Annotated in this window: 19 protein-coding genes and 2 tRNA genes; 19 read left to right on the forward strand and 2 right to left on the reverse strand. The window is 30.0% G+C overall.

The features are described from left to right. Positions 1–119 precede the first annotated feature (119 nt). From WG951_RS06505 to WG951_RS06590, 18 genes are all read left to right on the forward strand, one after another. The gene (locus tag WG951_RS06505; RefSeq protein WP_105050542.1) at positions 120–566 is read left to right on the forward strand and encodes a GNAT family N-acetyltransferase; all 447 of its coding nucleotides are present in this window, start codon (positions 120–122) and stop codon (positions 564–566) included. 66 nt (positions 567–632) lie between these two features. Next, positions 633–705, forward strand: a tRNA-Gly gene (locus WG951_RS06510). A gap of 468 nt (positions 706–1,173) precedes the next feature. After that, a complete protein-coding gene (locus tag WG951_RS06515; protein WP_092852466.1) occupies positions 1,174–2,457 on the forward strand; it encodes a site-specific integrase in 1,284 nt (427 codons plus the stop codon). Next, on the forward strand, positions 2,454–3,416 hold the full coding sequence (locus WG951_RS06520) for a hypothetical protein (protein ID WP_105050541.1): 963 nt from the start codon (positions 2,454–2,456) through the stop codon (positions 3,414–3,416). The genes WG951_RS06515 and WG951_RS06520 overlap by 4 nt, the downstream gene beginning before the upstream one ends. 186 nt (positions 3,417–3,602) lie before the next feature. Next, a complete protein-coding gene (locus WG951_RS06525; RefSeq protein ID WP_092852178.1) occupies positions 3,603–3,893 on the forward strand; it encodes a DUF3853 family protein in 291 nt (96 codons plus the stop codon). Positions 3,894–3,988: 95 nt separating this feature from the next. Further along, positions 3,989–5,194 (forward strand): primase-helicase family protein, encoded by a 1,206-nt coding sequence (locus tag WG951_RS06530; protein WP_105050539.1) that lies wholly within the window; start codon positions 3,989–3,991, stop codon positions 5,192–5,194. Between the two features lie 221 nt (positions 5,195–5,415). Next, positions 5,416–6,255: a toprim domain-containing protein gene (locus tag WG951_RS06535; protein ID WP_105050538.1), complete on the forward strand. Its 840-nt coding sequence runs from the start codon at positions 5,416–5,418 to the stop codon at positions 6,253–6,255. Between the two features lie 141 nt (positions 6,256–6,396). After that, positions 6,397–6,711, forward strand: coding sequence for a plasmid mobilization relaxosome protein MobC (gene mobC / locus WG951_RS06540; protein ID WP_340915878.1), 315 nt, complete (start codon positions 6,397–6,399; stop codon positions 6,709–6,711). A 1-nt stretch (position 6,712) separates the two neighbouring features. Then, positions 6,713–7,327 carry a hypothetical protein gene (locus WG951_RS06545; protein WP_105050537.1) on the forward strand — a complete coding sequence of 205 codons (615 nt, stop codon included), beginning with the start codon at positions 6,713–6,715 and terminating at the stop codon, positions 7,325–7,327. After that, positions 7,324–8,073, forward strand: coding sequence for a relaxase/mobilization nuclease domain-containing protein (locus tag WG951_RS06550; protein ID WP_105050536.1), 750 nt, complete (start codon positions 7,324–7,326; stop codon positions 8,071–8,073). Before WG951_RS06545 ends, WG951_RS06550 begins: the two co-directional genes overlap by 4 nt. A gap of 433 nt (positions 8,074–8,506) precedes the next feature. Further along, a complete protein-coding gene (locus WG951_RS06555) occupies positions 8,507–9,076 on the forward strand; it encodes a restriction endonuclease subunit S (RefSeq protein ID WP_105050535.1) in 570 nt (189 codons plus the stop codon). 211 nt (positions 9,077–9,287) lie between these two features. Next, positions 9,288–9,512: a DUF2188 domain-containing protein gene (locus WG951_RS06560; RefSeq protein WP_105050534.1), complete on the forward strand. Its 225-nt coding sequence runs from the start codon at positions 9,288–9,290 to the stop codon at positions 9,510–9,512. Positions 9,513–9,563: 51 nt separating this feature from the next. Next, the gene (locus WG951_RS06565) at positions 9,564–11,048 is read left to right on the forward strand and encodes a type I restriction-modification system subunit M (RefSeq protein WP_105050533.1); all 1,485 of its coding nucleotides are present in this window, start codon (positions 9,564–9,566) and stop codon (positions 11,046–11,048) included. Position 11,049: 1 nt separating this feature from the next. Next, positions 11,050–12,276, forward strand: a complete 1,227-nt coding sequence (locus WG951_RS06570; protein WP_105050532.1) for a restriction endonuclease subunit S — start codon at positions 11,050–11,052, stop codon at positions 12,274–12,276. A gap of 1 nt (position 12,277) precedes the next feature. Further along, positions 12,278–13,015: a DUF3800 domain-containing protein gene (locus WG951_RS06575; protein WP_105050531.1), complete on the forward strand. Its 738-nt coding sequence runs from the start codon at positions 12,278–12,280 to the stop codon at positions 13,013–13,015. After that, on the forward strand, positions 13,015–13,527 hold the full coding sequence (locus WG951_RS06580) for a hypothetical protein (protein WP_092852154.1): 513 nt from the start codon (positions 13,015–13,017) through the stop codon (positions 13,525–13,527). Before WG951_RS06575 ends, WG951_RS06580 begins: the two co-directional genes overlap by 1 nt. Positions 13,528–13,693: 166 nt before the next feature. Further along, complete coding sequence (locus tag WG951_RS06585; protein WP_105050530.1) at positions 13,694–16,948, forward strand: type I restriction endonuclease subunit R; 3,255 nt, start codon at positions 13,694–13,696, stop codon at positions 16,946–16,948. 3 nt (positions 16,949–16,951) lie between these two features. Next, positions 16,952–17,659 carry a M48 family metallopeptidase gene (locus WG951_RS06590; protein ID WP_092852150.1) on the forward strand — a complete coding sequence of 236 codons (708 nt, stop codon included), beginning with the start codon at positions 16,952–16,954 and terminating at the stop codon, positions 17,657–17,659. A gap of 127 nt (positions 17,660–17,786) precedes the next feature. On the opposite strand, the gene WG951_RS06595 is transcribed toward WG951_RS06590, so the two are convergent. Continuing rightward, a tRNA-Ser gene (locus tag WG951_RS06595) sits at positions 17,787–17,871 on the reverse strand. A gap of 246 nt (positions 17,872–18,117) precedes the next feature. Between WG951_RS06595 and aroC the strand changes: the two genes are divergently transcribed. Beyond that, complete coding sequence (gene aroC / locus WG951_RS06600; RefSeq protein ID WP_105050529.1) at positions 18,118–19,182, forward strand: chorismate synthase; 1,065 nt, start codon at positions 18,118–18,120, stop codon at positions 19,180–19,182. Between the two features lie 79 nt (positions 19,183–19,261). Here the strand turns inward: aroC and WG951_RS06605 are convergent, their stop codons facing one another. After that, positions 19,262–20,284: a phytase gene (locus WG951_RS06605; RefSeq protein ID WP_105050528.1), complete on the reverse strand. Its 1,023-nt coding sequence runs from the start codon at positions 20,282–20,284 to the stop codon at positions 19,262–19,264. Positions 20,285–20,288 lie beyond the last annotated feature (4 nt).

Raw genomic sequence — 20,288 nt, forward strand, 5'->3', positions numbered from 1 at the left:
ATCATCAATCTCTAATAAAAGAATTTACTTTTATTTTTGTGTAAATAAAAAAATCCCTAAATTTTAAAAAGACAGTTATATATTCGCTTTTTAAATATTAAAAATCACAATTCTAAAGAATGAAAACACAAATAAAAATCATTGAAGTAGATAACATTCTAACGATAATTCCACTTTTAACAAAATTAAACTCCAAAACACCGCTAGAAATACTCAAAGAAAGAGTCGTAGAAATAGCAAAATTACCTAATTATGAATGTATAGGTTTATATATTGATGATAATCTAGTAGGAATTTCTGGCCTTTGGTATTCAACAAGACACTATATAGGTAAAACTGTAGAGCCCGATCATGTAATTATTGATGATACAGTAAGAGGTCAAGGACTTGGAAAACAATTCTTTAATTGGATAGACAATCATGTTCAAAAGAAAGGTTGTGAGGCTATAGAATTAAATGCCTATGTAAACAATCCACAATCTCACAAATTCTATTATAATGAAGGGTACAATATCTATGGCTTTCACTTTTTAAAGGTATTACGTGATGATAAAAAATTTTATTAATTTTTTTAAAAAAAAACTTGCAGAACTTAATAAAGGTTGTATATTTGCAACCGCTTACCAATATACGCGAAAGTAGCTCAGTTGGTAGAGCGTCAGCCTTCCAAGCTGAATGTCGCCGGTTCGAACCCGGTCTTTCGCTCAAAACCTTATTAGAAATAATAAGGTTTTTTTTATGCGCTAAATTTAAGGCGCTAATTCAATCAAAAAAACTACAGAATCAATCGTTCAATTTAATCAAAAGGTGAAATTATCAAATAGAGATAACCAACACATCTTCTATTATTTTTTTAAAACAATAATACTCTTATCTATCAACAAAATATTTTATAATAAAACTACCTTCTACATTAATCATTTAAAATAAAAAGAAACAAAAGCAACACCTCATACAATATCTATAAAATGAAAAACCTCGTAATCTTTTGATTACGAGGTTTGCTGCGGAGAAAGAGGCTCTATCACCTAGTTGTTCGTAAAAAACCATAAAGCTTCAAAATCCCTTTAAATATAAGGTTTTATTTTTTTAAGTTTTTTAAAACATCATAGAATATCATTTGATTTCTTAAAAATTGGGTGTAAATTTGGGTGTAACTTTTTTATAGGTATGATTCAAATAAAACGAAATTTAATTTTCTCACTCGAAAAGAGAAAAAAAGCAGGTCAATTAATTACTGAAAATGTACCAATACGTTTAAGGGTAAATTACGAAGGCACTCGTCTAGATATCCAAACAGGGTATCGTATAGATATTGCAAAATGGAATCAAGACAAAGAACAGGTTAAAAATGGCGCATACAATAAATTAGAACAAAGTTCCTCTGCTATTAATTCTCGTATTTTAGAATTGAAAGTTGCTATTCAAGATTTTTTCCAAGAATGTGAAAGTCAAGATAATATCCCCAATAAAGACGAGATTAGGGCAATAGCCAAAAGCCTTAAAGAAAAAGGAAAAGTTGAAATTGAAAAAAAATCAGAAACTTCCCTTTTTGATGTATTTGATTTATTTGTAAAAGAAAATAGTCGTTTAAATAATTGGAGCGATGCAACACTTACAAAATTTAAAGCAGTAAAAAAACATATTACAAGCTTTAACCCAGATTCTAAATTTGAAGACTTTGATGAAAGTGGACTTACAGATTATCTTATCCATCTTAGGAAAGAAAAGAAAATGCGAAATAGCACCATAAAAAAACAGCTTGGTTTTATAAAATGGTTTCTTAGATGGAGTTTCGAAAAAAAACATCATAATAATGATGCTTATCAAAGTTTTAGACCAAAAATTAAAGACGCTAATAAAACAGTAATATTTCTAACAGAAGAAGAGAAATCAAAACTGCTTAAATATGAAATCCCTAGCACTAAAAAACACTTAGAAAGAGTTCGTGATATTCTCTTCTTCACTTGCTATACTGGATTACGATATTCAGACGCATATAATCTAAAAAGAAGTGATATTAAAAAAGATCATATAGAAGTTACTACTGTAAAAACTTCTGATAGCTTAATTATAGAATTAAACAGACACAGTAGAGCTATCCTTGAAAAATATAAAGATATTCCTTATGAAAATAACAAGGCACTACCTGTAATATCTAATCAAAAAATGAATGATTACATCAAAGATTTAGCAGAATTAGCTGAAATTGATACGCCCGTAAGAATAACATATTATGTTGGAAATAAAAGAAAAGATGAAACAATACCAAAATACGATTTATTAGGTACGCATGTTGGTCGTAGAACATTTATATGTAGCGCATTATCTATAGGGATACCTGTTCAAGTTGTTATGAAATGGACAGGACATTCAGATTACAAAGCAATGAAACCCTATATTGATGTTGCAGATAAAACAAAGAAAAATGCAATGGAAAAATTTAATGAGTTATGAAAAACATGGAGGAAGAAAATGAAACAGTAAATGTAAACAACATAGATGGCAGTATAGTCATGCTTACTTGTATTTATAATGATCTAAATAACTTACATTGGAAAAAAGAAATAAATTCAAACGGTGATAGTTTTGATTATGATTCTCAAGATATTTATCGACATGTTTTAGAACAGATTCTATTAAGATTTGAAATTGTTGAAAAAATATCTCCAGAAACGGATAAAGAAGAAAGAAAAGTACTGCTGAAAGATTTAAAAATTGCAACTGAAAAAAACATTAAACTATACATAAAATACAGTGATTTTTTTGAAGAACTCCCTAGAGAAAAACTAAGACTTGATGAATTTAACAAACAAAAATTACCAGAAAACAATTACACTGAACAAGAGGTTCAAGCTAGACTTGATCAAATAATAGAACTGACAGATCGAGAAAAGTTTTTCAGAACAAGTTTTTATAATACTGTTGGTTTCTTAATTAATAATTATCATGAAGATATGTACCATATTAGTGTATGGATTAAAAATCTTATTGAGGCGAATTTTAAAGGTTACAAACCTTATGATTCTAACTATTTAAAAATTCATAAACAAAGCTTCTTTAATATGGGGGTAGTTCACCACATACATAAAGAATACAATGGAATTATTTTTGAAAAAATAACTGAAATAGAACTGTACAATACGTTAAACCTTAAAAACACAATATCTTATCTAAAAATTAAGGATAAACGAATGATATTCTACCTTTTCTACAAAATGCAAAATGATTTATTAAATACAGAAGTTAGTGAACAATGGTTAGATGGAATTTTAAATGAAATAAATACAACAAAAAAATACTATAATAGCCAATACAAAGCTGTAGTCTGGGAAGATCGTTCTGAAAAACAGAAGGAGTTTGCGGACTCACTTGATACTTTATTTAAAACTATATTAGTACCATTAATATCATAAAGGTTTTTTTAAACTCAAAATCCACATAAAAACCATATATCAATTCCTGTAACACAAAAAAGCGCTTTATTAAAGCGCTTTTTTTTTTGATATTTCCACACTTTATCCACAGCATAGTGACTCTAAATTTGTTGTCAAACAAGGTTAAATAGTTAGCCAAATTTGTATAATTAAAATTATTAAAAAATGAATTTAGAAACATTAAGAGACAAACCACTCTTCCAAATGACAGGGGAAGAGTTTATATTCCTACAGAATAGATTAAACAGCGAAGTGCCTATAAAAACTTTAGAGCCAGAAAAAGGTAAAAAGTATGTTTATGGTATGAGAGGAATTGCAAAACTTTTTGATTGCAGTATTTCTTCTGCAAACCGACTTAAGAAATCAGGAAAAATAGATGAAGCAATCATTCAAGATGGTCGTAAAATTATTGTTGATTCTGAACTAGCCTTAGAACTTATGAAGGCGTCTAAATAAAAAAAGCATAGAGTGTCCGCTCAATGCTTTAGAATATTTTCAAAACACAGTATTAACCACCGTATAGAACAAATATACGGATAATCTCAATAAATATGTCAGATATACCATATTTAAGGATTGGTACATCCTATTATAAAATAGTACAAGTTCCAACAATAAACAATCAATTTAACGAAGCTTTAATAAAATGGGATGTTTCTACCATTATACAAGACCATGGCAGGAAGTATTTAGATGATATTCCTAAATATCATGGTAAAATATGTTTCCCGGATCATTTTGATTTTTCTAAAGAATTTTATGGGTTTTACAATACCTATTCTCCGTTAAACCATACACCAAAAGAAGGCGGTGTTAAAAATACTATTAAGTTTTTTAATCACATTTTTGGTTCACAGTTTGAACTTGGGTTAGATTATTTTAAGCTTTTATATGAGGTTCCAACACAAATACTCCCTGTTCTATGTTTGGTTAGTAAAGAACGTTCTACAGGTAAAAGTTCATTTTTAAAATATTTAAAAGAAGTATTTGGACAGAATATGAGTTACTTGGATAGTCACTCCTTAAACAGCAATTTCAACTTGGATTGGGGAAACAAACTATTACTTGGTTTAGACGAAGCTTTTCTTCAAAAAGAGGAAATAACGGAAAAAATAAAATATCTCTCCACATCAAATAAAAATAAGATTGAGGCTAAGGGTAAAGAACGATTTGAAGTAGACTTTTTTGGTAAGTTTATTATGTGTAGCAACAAAGAAAATTCATTCATTAAAATTGATTCTGATGAGATTAGATTTTGGGTAATTAAAGTTCCTGTAATCAAACAAGAAGATGTTAATTTTCTAGATAAGTTAATTGATGAGATTCCAGCCTTTCTACACTTTATTAAAAATAGAAAATTTGCTAGTGAAAGAAAAACTAGAATGTGGTTTACTGCACAACAAATTTATACTCCTGCGCTTAAAAAACTAGTAAACAATAATAGAAATAGAGTGGAAAAAGAAATAGCACACCTTCTTTTAAGTGTTATGGAGAAATTTGAGTTAGAAGAAGTACACTTTAGTTTGATGGATTTATTAAATGGGCTTACAAAAACAAGAGTTAAAACGGATTTAACACAACTTCGCGCGTTATTAAAAAAAGAATGGAAAATTGAGTCAAAAAACAACTCTTTTAACTATCAAAAATTTGTTATTCTTAGTGATGGAGAAATCATACTTGTAGACACAAAAGGAAGGTATTTCACCATCAAAAAAAGTTTTTTAGGTAAAAACTTTGATGATTTGATGACGGACTAGCCTATATATACTCTTAGTCAATAATAATAAGGGGCTAAGCCGTCATCAAAACCGTCATCAAAGCGTCATCAATAAAAAAAATGATGACATGTTTAAAAAAAATCTGATGACCTGATGACAAGTTGATGACGCAACTTTCCCTTTACTGTAAAGAGATTCAAGAGTATCGTCATCAAATCATCAACTTTTAGATATTCTTCATACGCATAATACAAACAAAAATGAATTGTAAAAAAGCAAAACAAATAGACCTAGTTTCTTACCTAAAAAAACAAGGATTTAGAACAAGCAAAACCAATACAAAAGATGTTTGGTTTTATTCTCCTTTTAAAGAAGAGAAAACACCATCTTTTAAAGTTAATACTACAAAGAACGTATTCTTTGACCATAGTTCTGGTATTGGAGGAACCATCATTGATTTTGTGACAAATTACAATAATTGTTCAATCAGAGAAGCCTTAGTTATTTTATCCGAAGGTTCTTTTTCTTTTCACCAGCAAAAAAAACAAGTTATCATTGAACCAGAACCAACCTACTCTATTAAAAAAGTAACCGAATTAACGAATCAAAATTTATTGGATTATTTAAGCAGGAGGAAAATCAATTTACAATTTGCAAAACAATTTTGTTTTCAAGTTCATTACTCTTTTTCTAATGGAAAAGAAAACTACGGAATTGGATTTATGAATAATGTTGGTGGATTAGAAATTAGAAATGAATTTTTTAAAGGTTGCTTAGGTAAAAAAGAAATTACAACCATAAATAATAATTCTAACGTTGTTTCAATATTTGAATCTTGGTCTGATCTGCTCTCATATTTTTCTATAAAAAATGAAATTCCGAAAGAAAACTTTATCATACTTAACTCTACTTCTTTAGTAAAGAAAACAATGGGTTTATTAAATGAATATTCTGTAATAAAATTATTTATGGATAACGATGAAGCAGGAAATAAAGCTACCGATTTTTTAATAGAAAATGCAAATGGTAAAATTATAGACAGCAGAATCTATTATGAAAAATACAATGACTTAAATCACTATTTAGTGAATCGAAATTAATGCGGTCAGTTATTTGCAAGGTGTGGCTAATGTTCACGAAAAGTGCACATTAACCAAACCTTGCTATTCGCATAAAAATGCTCATAGAAAAAAAACATACTAAAAAAATATAAAATAATGAATAATCAAAATAAGACTAGAATGGTATTCTATTTAGATTTTAATGATAAAATTCTACTAAATAATCAATGTGAATTATTACAAGTGAAAGCCTCTTTCTACATCCGACAATGTGTACTTGAGAAACTAGGGAAACCAATTTTAGAAGTAAAACAAAAACAATTAGAAACCAAAAATTACATATTACAACTTTTTAAAATAGGTAATAATTTAAATCAAATCTCTCGTAAATTAAATTCTGGAATCAAGTTAAAATTAACAGATGAAGATTTAATAATAAGTGATATTGAAGAGTTAAAAAAACACATTATTGATATAAAATCTAAACTTAACTAACATGGAAGAAAACAAAAAAGTATTGTATTTAATGCAAAACGTATGTGACAAATTAGATACTCTAGAAAGTAATATTAACACTATAAGAGAAAATAAAATTGACAACAAAACTTTTGGAGAATTCATAGAATCACAAAAACAAATACTTATGAAGCAACATAAGTTAAATATAAATCAAACAAGTGCATTTCTTAGTATCATAAAAATAGAAGAATCTATAAAATCATTAAGTAATAAACCAAACATAATTAATCAAAAAAAAGAATATTATCTGTTTGGTAAAGACACTCCGTTTACATCTAAACTTTTGCTTTCAATTATCACTTTTATTTTAATAGCTTTTTCTGGGTTTAAGTACATACCAAGTTATCTAAATGAAAACAGTGAACTTAAAACCGAAAGAGACGAATATAAGTTGTTCTACGAGTATTTTTTTTTAGATGCTTATTCTAAAAATAATAAAACATCTAAAAACATTGCTTCAATACTAAATGATATTCAGCAAAAAGACACGGTATTATTACGGTATGTGCATAAACTAAGTAAACAATACAATACTCAACTAAAAAAAGAAGCTTTAGAAAAACAATTAGAGGACTTAGAAAAAGGAAGATGATAACAAAGCTACAAAGTATTTCTTTTACCAAAAACGCTTTATTGTACTGTGAAAAAGGTGGAGAAGTTTTAACTACCAATAAATGTTTTGGTAATGCAAATGATATTTATAATCAAATGAAAGAAAAAGAAACACAGAATGATAGATGTACTAATAAAACGTTTCATATAAAAATTAGAGCAGCTCCAGAAGATAAAGGCAAGTTAAACAATCAAGATTGGATTGATATTGCCAATAGATATGCTTTAAAAATAGGTTTTCAAGACAATATGTTTGCAGTTTATCTACATGAAAAAAACACAGATAAAGAACATATTCATATAGTGAGTACAAGGATTGGGGATAATAATTTAGCGATCTCAAATAGCTATACACATTATAAAAGTCAAGATTTTTCTAGAGTAATAGAAAAAGAATATAACTTACGAAAAGTTGGTAGAAAGCTTGAAGCATTAAAAATGAATCAAGAGTTTATTCCTAATAACAAACATACTACAGACCTTAAGGAAGCTATTTTTTCTGCAATAGATATTTCAGATAGTATTGAAGATGTTGTTTTTATCCTTAAAAATAAAAATATACAAACTAAAATAGGTCGTGGTATTTCTTTTATCGATGCTAAAGGAGTAAGAAAAAAAGGCTCAGAAATAGATAGAAAACTATCTTTAAGAGGTATTGAGAAACTTTTATCTTACGAACAACAAGAAAAACGAATGAATAAAAAAAACAGGGGTTTTAAAATGTGAATTTTTGATTAAAACATAGAACAATGTATAAAACTATAAATATCTATTTATAGCTTTATACTTTTATACTTTTATAGTTTTATATACTTAGAACTTTCTTTTTTATATAAATGCACTTTTATATAAAAAGATAAACAGTACGTGACGCCTGCCGCTTAGGCTCATTTTAAAAATCAGTTGATTTTTGCTAGTTAAATTAAATAAAAATCAACTGATTTTTAAAACGGAAAAACTAATTCTCTAGATGTATTTAAAAGATAAATATTTTATTATTGAATTACACTGAAAAAAACACACAACATAACCTATTTAAAATCAGTAAATTATGTTTTTTACATAAATTAGAAATCAATTACAAAGAAAAATACTTGTTTTTTAATTATAAATACCACTATCTTTGTATCAAATTAGAAAACGATTACAAAGAAATTTTATGACAAACATTAATCAAATAGCAGAAGTTCAATTTGGACTTTATAAGAAAAAAAGCAAGGATGGAGATACCAAATATCTTACTACTGGCCATTTTGATAATTTCTTAAATCCAACGCTATTTGATGATAGTTTCATCAAAATTACAGGTAAAGATACAAAATTTTTACTACAACCTAATGATGTGATTCTTACTGGAAAAGGACAACGAATTTTTGCCTGGAGTTACAATGAGTCATTTGGCAAAGTTGTTCCTAGCTCATTATTTTACATTATTAGAGCAGATGCAACATTGATTGACAGTCGCTATTTGGCTGCTGTACTTAATTCTGAACGAAAAAGATACGAGTTAGAATTGCTTGGTGTGGGTTCTTCTATAACATCTATTGCTAAAAACGATGTTTTAGATTTTGAAATACCGCTACCGAGTTTAGAAGAACAACAAAAAGTTATTGATGTACTAGATCTTCTTGAAGAAGAAATAGCATTAACAAACGAACTATTAGAAAAGAAAAAAGCGCTGAAAAAGGGAATTTTAAACGAATTAATAACAAATAAAATGAAACTGTAAGACATAAAAAAAGCCTTTAAAGCTGGTCGCCTTGAAGACTTTAGATTGGTATTGTTTATACTCAGTGGCTTGTCACCGAACTGAAATTAACAATGTTCTTGGAAAAACAAAAGTATACCAATCTTATGACATATCAAAATTACGATGTGTATAGACTCGGATTAACACACTCTACTCCGAGATATTGAGTGTATTTTTAAATTATAGTAAAATGAGTAATACTAGACACGTAGTCCCAAACCAAGATGGTGGTTGGGATTCTAAAAAAGGAGGAGCAAAAAGAGCTTCAAAAAACTTTGAAACAAAGAAAGAAGCTGTAGATTATAGCAGAGAACTTTCTAAGAAGCAAAAAACGGAATTAGTCATTCATAAAAAGGATGGCAAAATTCAGAGAAAAGATTCTCACGGAAACGACAACTTTCCTCCAAAAGGCTAATTAACTAATAAGGAGCGATAGGAAACTATCGCTCCTTTAAAAAAATAAAAAATGAGTAAACTAACACAAAGCGATATCAACAATAAAGTATGGAAAGCCTGCGATACCTTTAGAGGCACTGTAGATGCAGGGCAATACAAAGACTACATACTTACAATGCTCTTTATTAAATACATAAGCGATGTAAACAAAGAGAAGAAAACCGAATACGAGAAAAAGTATAATGGAGATAAAATGCGTATAGAACGTGCTTTAAAACACGAGCGTTTTTCGTTGCCTGAAAAATCGTCTTTTGATTATCTATATGAAAAACGTAACGAAAGCAATTTAGGAGACCTAATTAATATTGGACTAGAAGCATTAGAAGAAGCCAATAGAAGCAAACTAGAAAAGGTGTTTAGAAACATCGATTATAATAGTGAATCGAATCTTGGAGAAACAACAGATAGAAACAGACGTTTACAGCATCTTCTAAATGATTTTAAAGCATTAGACTTAAGACCTTCTAATCTAAATAATAACGATGTTATTGGTGATGCTTACGAGTATTTAATAGGGAACTTTGCTGCTGGCGCAGGTAAAAAGGCTGGTGAATTCTATACAGCTTCACAAGTATCGCAATTATTGGCAAAATTAGTAGAACCAAAAGCAGGAGATCGTATTTGCGACCCAACTTGTGGTTCTGGTTCGCTGTTGCTTAAAGTAGCAAAAGAAGTAGGCAGTACTAATGTTTCGCTGAATGGGCAAGAAGTAAATGGTTCTACTTATGCTTTAGCACGTATGAATATGTTTTTGCACGAAATGGATAATGCCACTATAGAATGGGGTGACACCTTAAACTCGCCAAAATTGGTTGAGAATGATGCTTTAATGAAATTTGATATAGTCGTAGCCAATCCACCGTTTTCTTTAGATAAATGGGGAGCAGAAGATGCTTCTTCTGATAGATACAGCCGTTTTCATAGAGGTGTACCACCTAAAAGCAAAGGTGATTATGCATTTATTACCCATATGATAGAAACCTTAAACGAACACGGAAAAGCGGGTGTTATTTTACCTCACGGAGTTTTATTTAGAGGAAGTAGCGAAGGTAAAATACGTAAGCAATTGATTGATGAAAATTTATTAAAAGCTGTGGTTGGTTTGCCCGCAAATTTATTTTACGGTACAGGTATTCCTGCTTCTATCTTAATTTTTGATAAAAATAAAGGAGACAATACAGAGGTGTTATTTATTGATGCCAGTAATGAGTTTGAGAATGGTAAAAACCAAAATCGGTTACGCGATGAAGATGTTGACAAAATTTACAACACCTTTTCTGAATGGAAAACAGTTGATAAATACAGCCACATTGCTACATTAGAAGAAATACAAGAGAACGACTACAACCTTAATATTCCTAGATATGTTGATACGTTTGTTGAAGAAGAGCCTGTTGATATTGTAGAAACTCAAAAAGAGATAGTTGCCTTGAAAGCGAAATTAAATGAGGTAGAAAGCCAAATGGAAGTTTATCTTAAAGAAATGGGATATTAATATGGTGCGAGATATTAAAGATTATAAAAAATCGAAAATCGGGTTGATACCTAAAAACTGGGATATTAAAAGGGTGGCAGAAGTCACAAAAGTATACGATGGTACTCACGCAACTCCCAACTACGTTAAGTCAGGAGTCCCTTTTTATAGTGTTGAACATATTTCTAAAAATGATTTTTCAAAAACAAAATATATTTCAGAGGAAGTATTTCATAAGGAAAGTAAAAGGGTAATTCTAGAAAAAGGAGACATTCTAATGACTAGAATCGGAGATGTTGGCACAGCAAAACTTATAGATTGGGATGTTCGTGCTTCGTTTTATGTGAGTTTAGCATTATTCAAGAAAAGTGAAAATTTTGATTCTAAGTATTTTGAATTGTTTATCAATTCAAATATTTTCCAGAAAGAAATAAATCAAAGAATGATACACGTAGCTTTTCCTAAGAAAATAAATTTAGGCGAAATAGGTAAATGTTATGTTTCCCTACCGCCTTTAAAAGAACAACAAAAAATAGCTCAAATCCTCTCACAATGGGATGAAGCTATAGAAACAACACAAAACCTTATTGAGCAACTACAGTTGCGTAAAAAAGGATTAACGCAAGAGGTGTTGACTGGTAAAAAACGTTTGGCCGGATACATTGATAAGTGGAAGAAAATAAGTATTGGAGATGTTGCCACCCAATTCACTGACAAGAATAAAGATAATGAAGATATTGAAGTACTGTCCTGCACTAAATACAATGGTTTAGTTCCATCACTAGAGTATTTTGGAAGAAAAGTTTATGGTGATGATTTGAGCAAGTACAAAATTGTACCAAGAAACTATTTTGCCTATGCAACTAATCACATTGAAGAAGGTTCTATTGGTTATCAAAATATTTGGGATAAAGGTTTAGTAAGTCCTATGTATACGGTATTCAAAACAGATAACAGTATTGATGATTCGTTTTTCTTTCGACTTTTAAAGACAGATAGAATGATATATAGTTATCAGAGTAATATGTCTGGCTCAATAGCAAGAAGAGGTGGATTAAGATGGAGTGTTTTTGAAACTTTGATTATTAAAATTCCATCTTACGAAGAGCAAGTTTCTATCGCTAATTTTTTTGATAAAGTAGATGAGGAAATAGAGACAGCTACTAAAAAATTAGAAAGTCTTAAACAACAGAAAAAAGGTTTAATGCAGCAATTATTAACGGGTAAAAAGCGGGTAAAAATAGATTAATATGGCAACAGCATACCAACATAACATTTATATAGATGAAAGCTGTCATTTAGAGAATGACATACACCCATTAATGTGTATTGGTTATACCAAAATAGCATCTAAAGATTATGTTTTGTATAAAAATGAGCTTAAAAAAATTAAATTAAAATTTAAAGCGCCTACAGAAATTAAATGGAATAAACTCTCTAATAATCGTTTACCATTTTATAAAGCGATTATAGATTTCTTTTTTGAAAACAATATAGAATTTAGAGCCATTTTGGTAAAAAACAAAGCACAACTAGACCATTCTAAATTCAATAGAGGCGACCACAACTCGTTTTACTACACACTTGTTTTTTTGTTACTGAGAAACCCTTGGGTAAACTATTTAGAAAATCCACATAAGGTAGTTTTAGACATTAAAGATACCAGAGGTAAAGAACGCTTAACCAAGTTAGACAAGCGTTTAAATGAAGAATACAGGCAAAAATACAATAGAGATTCTCCTTTTAATTTTTTTCAGCACATCCGCTCAGACGAAAATGAATTTTTGCAATTAGCCGATTTTTTTATTGGTGCCATAACCTATAAAGCAAGAGGCTTGCATTTACTAGCAACATCATCACAGGTAAAAAAAGATATTGTAGCGTATTTAGAACAAAAATCTGGTTATCAGTTAGACGATGGTACAGCTCCGTTTGAAGAGAAGTTTAATATTTTCGATTTTCAAATTCAAACTCAAAACAAACAGTAATGAATTATTTTGAGGAAGAACACGAGTTAGACCTTGTAGAAGATTTATTTGAATATTTAGACCTAGATGGACCAGATAAGGAACAAATGTATAAACTCTATGGTGTGTTTAAAAAAGATATGATAGACGAACCTATTTTTATCAACAAGATACAAGTAGCTTATGATAAAAGGAAGTCAAGACATCCTTTGTTTAAAGGAAAACCTGTTGGTTTTGAGCATATTTGCACTAGAGAAAGTAAGCATTCTAAAAAACGATATTTTGACCCTGAAAGAACGAATAAAATTCACTGGATAAAGCCAGTAATTCATTTTAAAGAAGATGCTAGAGTTCGTTATTTTGAGCGTGTACATGCTAATGGTAAAAACCAACAATACTATTGGTTACACGAAAAAGATTATGTGGTAATTATTAGAGAAATAACCACTAATTTACAGCTAGTTACAGCGTTTAAAGTAGATGAATTAGAAAAACCAAGATTTAATAATTGGTATAATGATTACAAAAATTAAAGACAAAAAAAAACCTCACTTCGTAAGCGAGGTACGTATCTTAAGGCAATACGACTGATGCAACAAGTGCTAAGCCAAGTCCTTTACCCTTTGGGTAATGACATTGCAAAATTACAAAAATTTGTAATACAAACAAAGTTATTAACAATAATGTAAAAAATATACTATGAGTACACCATCATATATAGAAGATAATGTTTCTCAAATACCAGCATTGCAACTACTCATTAATATGGGGTATAACTATGTATCTCCAAAGCAAGCAGAACAATGGAGGGGCGGAAAGGCACAAGTTTTATTTACAGAAGTGTTACGCAAACAATTACAGAAGATCAATAAAATTAATCGTCGTGGTAAGCAATATGCCTTTTCAGATGCTAACATTAACTCAGCTGTTTTAGCAGTAAAAGATCTACCTATACAAGATGGTTTTATCAACGCAAACAAAGCCTTTTACGATTTAATTACTTTAGGTAAAGCTTTTGAGCAAAGTATTGATGGCGATAAAAAAAGCCATAATATAAATTTTATAGACTGGAAAAAACCTGAGAACAACGTGTATCACGTAACCGAAGAGTTTCCTGTATTAAGAACCGCTAGAACAGATACCTACAGACCAGATTTAGTGTTGTTTATTAATGGAATTCCTTCTGTTATTATAGAATGTAAAAGCCCTTCTTTAGGTGGCACAAAACCTCCAGTAGACTTAGCAATAGAACAGCATATTAGAAATTTTGGCAGTAAAGGTATTCGGTCTTTATACGTGTATTCTAGTTTGTTATTAAGTGTCGCAACCAACCAAGGTAAATATGCAACTACAGATACAAGTAAAGAATTTTGGGCAAAATGGACAGAACAATTTACATCTGGAGAAGCCGAAAAAGCATATTGGTCTAAGTTAAAAAAACTTAAAAACAAATCTTTAGATGAAGACCAAAAGAATATGGTTTTTGAAGAACGTACTGAATATGTACGAAAAACTTTTGATAGCATAGACACAGAAGAACGTTTGTTTACAGAACAAGATAAATTACTCTATAATTTATGTCGTCCAGAACGTTTACTAGACTTAATTTTAAACTTCACACTCTATGATGATGGTACTAAAAAAGTAGCACGATATCAACAATATTTTGCCGTTAACAACACTATTAATCGTGTCACTAAATTTGATAAAACTGGTAAACGTCAAGGAGGCGTTATTTGGCATACGCAAGGAAGTGGAAAATCATTGACCATGGTAATGCTTGCGCAAATGTTAGCGTCAAATCCTCATATTTCAAACCCTAAAATAATTTTAGTTACAGACCGAGTTGACCTTGATGATCAGATTTCAGATACTTTTAAAAAATGTAAAAAAGAAGTACGTCAAGCTAAGACAGGTGCACACCTTACGGAGTTATTAGAAGATAGTAATGACGCAATTATAACAACCATTATCAACAAGTTTGAAGCAGCGGTAAAAAACAACAAGAAACCGTTTACTTCATCAGATATTTTTGTGTTAATTGATGAAGGACACAGAACGCAATACGGTACGTTTAACGTAAGTATGCAACGTGTATTTCCTAATGCTTGTTTTCTAGCTTTTACAGGTACACCCTTAATGAAAAAAGAAAAAAGTACTGCTAATAAATTTGGAGGCTATATAGGCAAAGCATATACCGTAAAAAATGCTGTTGAAGATGGTGCTGTAGTACCATTATTATATGAAGGAAGACATACACATATAATGTTAAATGAAGCTCCTTTAAATACCTACTTTGAAAAACTAGTAGAGCGTAATAATCTTTCAGAACGTGGGCGTGCAAAGTTGAAACAAAAATTCAATACTGTAAATGAATTGAATAAAGCAGATGAAGTTATTATGTGCAGAGCATTAGACATTAGCGAGCATTATACAGCATTTTTTCAAACACATAATGACAATTATAAACCAAAAGCACAATTAGTAGCACCAACCATAAAAGCAGCTTTAAAATACAAAGAATTTTTAGATGAAATCGGAATGGTGGATTCTGAGGTTGTAGTAACGCAATCTGACCAAAGAGAAGGAACAGAAGATGGTTATTTTAATGAAAACGAAGACAAAAGAAGAGAAGACACCTATCTCAATGCGATGATAGATAAGTATGGTGATCTAAAGAAATACGAAAAAAGTATCATCAATCAGTTTAAAAAACGTGATAAACCAGAAATACTAATAGTTGTTGCAAAGCTTTTAACTGGTTTTGATGCACCAAACAATACCGTTTTATATTTATGCCGTTCGCTTAAAGAACACACATTACTACAAGCCATAGCACGTGTAAATCGTGTTTATCCTGGTAAAGATTATGGTTATATTGTAGATTATTATGGTAATCTTGAAAATTTGGATACTGCTTTAAGTACCTATTCAAATTTAAATGGATTTGAAGAAGAAGACTTAGAAGGCACACTAACCAATATTAAAGATGAGATTGCCAAACTACCGCAGGCACACTCAGAATTGTGGGATATTTTTAAAACTTTAAAAGGAAAACATTTAGAAACAACTGCATATGAAGAACACTTGTCGCCTGAAGACGTAAGAAACAAGTTTTATACTAAAGTGTCTCAGTTCGCAAGACTTTTAAAACTAGCACTTTCTTCAGTAGATTTTGTTACCAATACAGATAAAAAGAAGATAGACAACTACAAGCGAGATGCAAAGTTCTTTTTGAAATTACGTGTAGATGTTACTAGACGTTACAATGATGATATTGCATATAAAGAGTTTGAACCACAAATTCAGAAACTTATTAATAAGCATATTACAACTGATGGCGAAGTGATGAAAATCACAGAGCTGGTTGATATATTTAACAAAGAAGAACGTGATGCACAGGTAGAAAATATTAAAGGGAAAGCTGCTCAAGCAGATCATATTGCTAGTAGAACAGTTAAGGCTATCAATATAAAGATGCAGGAAGACCCTATTTATTATAGAAAACTGGCAGACCTTATTAAAGAAACTATTGCAGCCTACCATCAAAGACGTATAGACGAAGCTGAATACTTAAAAAAAACTAAAGAATACCAAGATGAATTTTTTAATGGTCGCTCTAAAGATGCTCCAGAAGAATTAGCAGATAACACAGTGGCTATAGCTTTTTATAATTATAGCTGCTCGGTTTTTGAAGATGTTGAATTATTAAAAACACCATTCCATATTGAAATAAGTTTAGCTATTGATAATATAGTGAAAGAACATATTTATCTAAATGAAAAAAAGATAATTGACTGGCATAAAAACGAAGATATTACAGGGAAAATCAATATAGAGTTAGGTGATGCTATTTATGATTTACATCAAAAATTCGATTTAGATACAGATTGGGGTAAGATAGATTACCTTATTGAAGAATGTATAAAAATAGCCATTGAAAAGTATAAATAAGTCATGGAGTTAAAAAGTATTCCATACGGTAATTCTAGAATTGATTTTTGCTTAAAGCGAAATGAAAGGAAGACGCTAGGTATTAAGGTGTATCCAGATGGTTCAACGGTTGTCACAGCACCAATAGAAACGCCTTATGAAAAAGTAACTGAAAAAGTAAAGTCTAAAGCTCAATGGATAGATAAGCAAAAAGAATTCTTTATGTTATTTGAACCTAGAGCAAAAGAAAAGCTATATGAAAGTGGAGAAAGCCATTTGTATCTAGGTAAAAATTATAGATTAAAAATAAATGAATCAAATACTAATTCAGTCAAGCTAAAAGGAGGCTATATCTTAATTAACACAAAAGATAAAAATAATAAAAAAGCTATTGAAAAAGAACTGAAAGAGTGGTACAAATCTAAAGCTATTATACATTTTCAAAATCTTTTTGAAAATAGATTAGAATTAGCTAAAGAACTATCAGAAAAAGATACTTCATTAAACTATAAATGGTTTAATAACCGATGGGGAAGTTGCTTTAAAGATGGAACAATTAGTTTAAATTTAGATTTAATTAAGTCTCCAAAAGAATGTATAGATTATGTAATCGTACACGAGATATGTCATTTAGCACATCATAACCATAGTAATAAATTCTATAATCTTTTAGATAAAAAACTACCTAATTGGAAAGATTCAAAAGAAAAGCTGGAGAAACTTTTATCTTAACTAGAGTTACATCCAAATTGAAAGAAACGAGATAATTATTTACATCAAAAAAAACACCCAATTCTAATAGAATTGGGTGTAATATTGGGTGTCAAACTCACAACTAACTGATTGTCAATTGACATTGCGGAGAAAGAGGGATTCGAACCCCCGGACCTGTTACAGTCAATAGTTTTCAAGACTACCGCATTCGACCGCTCTGCCATTTCTCCAGTGTGTCTCATCAGGTATTCCCTGAATGCGGCTGCAAATATAGAAAGGTTTTTTAGTTTAAAAAAACAAAAAATGATTTTTTTTTATTTTTTTTTTGAATATCATTCATAATAGTTCATATCTCTCTATAAATCAAGTATTCTAAATAATATTATTTTTTTAGAAATCATTACAAAAATGTGTAAATATAGAATTCTTGTATACTAGTTTATTATATTTGTCTTCATTATTCTAATTATATAATTATGTCATTTAATTCCTTTGGAAATTTATTAAAAGTAACAACGTACGGAGAATCTCATGGAACTGCTATTGGAGGGGTTATAGATGGTTTTCCTGCAGGATTAGCACTAGACTTTGATGCTATTCAAAATGAGTTAAACAGACGTAAACCTGGGCAATCTAAAATTGTAACTCAACGTAAAGAACCTGATACCGTAGAATTTCTTTCTGGTATTTTTGAAGGAAAAACAACAGGAACTTCTATTGGTTTTATAATTAGAAACACCAATCAGAAATCTAAAGATTACAATCACAATACAAATGTTTACAGACCTTCTCATGCAGATTATACGTATGATAAAAAGTTTGGAAATAGAGATTATAGAGGTGGCGGAAGAAGTTCTGCTCGTGAAACTGCAAATTGGGTTGTTGCTGGTGCTTTGGCTAAACAGCTTATTGCTAGCATGAATATTAATGCTTTTACATCTTCTGTAGGTGATATTTTTATAGACAAACCTTATCAAGATTTAGATTTTTCTAAAACAGAAAGTAACATTGTTCGTTGTCCGGATGAAACTTCTGCCGAAAAAATGATTACTAGAATACAAGAAATAAGAAAAGCAGGAGACACCATTGGTGGAACCGTTACTTGTGTTGCACAAAACGTACCTGTTGGCTTAGGCGAACCTATATTTCAGAAATTACATGCGCAATTAGGTAGTGCCATGTTATCTATAAATGCTGTAAAGGGTTTTGAATTTGGTAGTGGTTTCTGTGGTGCTAAAATGAAAGGATCTGAGCATAACGATATTTTTAATGCAGATGGTTCTACTGAATCTAATTTATCTGGTGGAATTCAAGGTGGAATTAGTAACGGAATGGATATTTACTTTAGAGTTGCTTTTAAACCCGTTGCAACCATTATGAGTTCTCAACAAACCATAAATTCTGAAAACGAAATTACAGAAATTACAGGTAAAGGACGTCATGACCCTTGTGTTGTGCCTAGAGCTGTACCAATTGTAGAAGCTATGACTGCTTTAGTTTTAGCCGATTTTTGGTTATTAAATAAAACGAGACAAGTCTAAAGAAGTAACCTTCTTTTATGATAATAAAAAAACCGAAACTTTAAAGAGTTTCGGTTTTTTTCTAAAATAATAATACTAATTATTTTAAAATCTTATCTAGATCATAAAAATAAAAATCTCTTTCGTTATTCATTGCAACAAATAACCCACTTTTAAAAGTAGCATTTAAAGGTACTGTTACCGCATCACATCCATCGGTTTCTGTTGTGGTTAAATTAACGGCTTTTACAAACGCATTTGTTTGTCTATCAAATAAGTTAAACTGTCCTTTTTGTTGATCAGAAACAATAAGATAACCTTTTTTGTTTTCTAGTTTGGCAATCGCTATTCCTTCGATATCTTTTAGAAAATACTCACCACCAAAACAGGCAAGCTCTTCATTACCTTTAGATGGTTCTGCATAATATTTACGAATACAGTGCCCTTCATCAGCATAATAAACAAAGCCCATTTCTGCATCTAAAGCAATGGCTTCTATTTCTTTTTTTCCACTAAAGTTTCCAAATTTTCTAACCAAAACAGATTTTACTTTATTGTTATCCGAAACTAATTTATATTGATATAAATACCCTTCTGTTGGTCCGATTTTTCTACCTACAATTGCGTAAAAACTACCATCAACCGGACTCTTATACATTGCAATTCCCATTGGCAGTCTATTTTCTATAGTTGTTTCATCTTCAAAAACAGAAAAACCTCCATTATCTAATGGTTTCATATCTGGTATAGAAAACATTCTAATCTGTTGTTTTTCTCTTTCTGTAAATACCAAAACATCTACTTTTACAGAATCATTTATTGCAAAACCATATGCTACATCTACATTATTAGGCCTTTTTATATTTCTGATAGTTTTCTCTTCAATAACTTTACCTTGTAAATCGTATGCATAAATGGCTCCATTTGTTTTTTTATCCGTACCAAAAACAATACTTTTTGACGCGTCTGTTGGATCAATCCATATTGCTGGATCATCGGTATCATTTATAGATTTTTCTGTAATTACATCTGGTGTAATGGCAGGTAACTTACTTTTAGAATTACAAGATAGTAATAGTAAAACCCCTAAAAATGCTATGATATTTTTGAAATTAAAATTCATTTTT

Source organism: Polaribacter butkevichii (genome assembly GCF_038024105.1).
GTDB lineage: Bacteria > Bacteroidota > Bacteroidia > Flavobacteriales > Flavobacteriaceae > Polaribacter > Polaribacter butkevichii.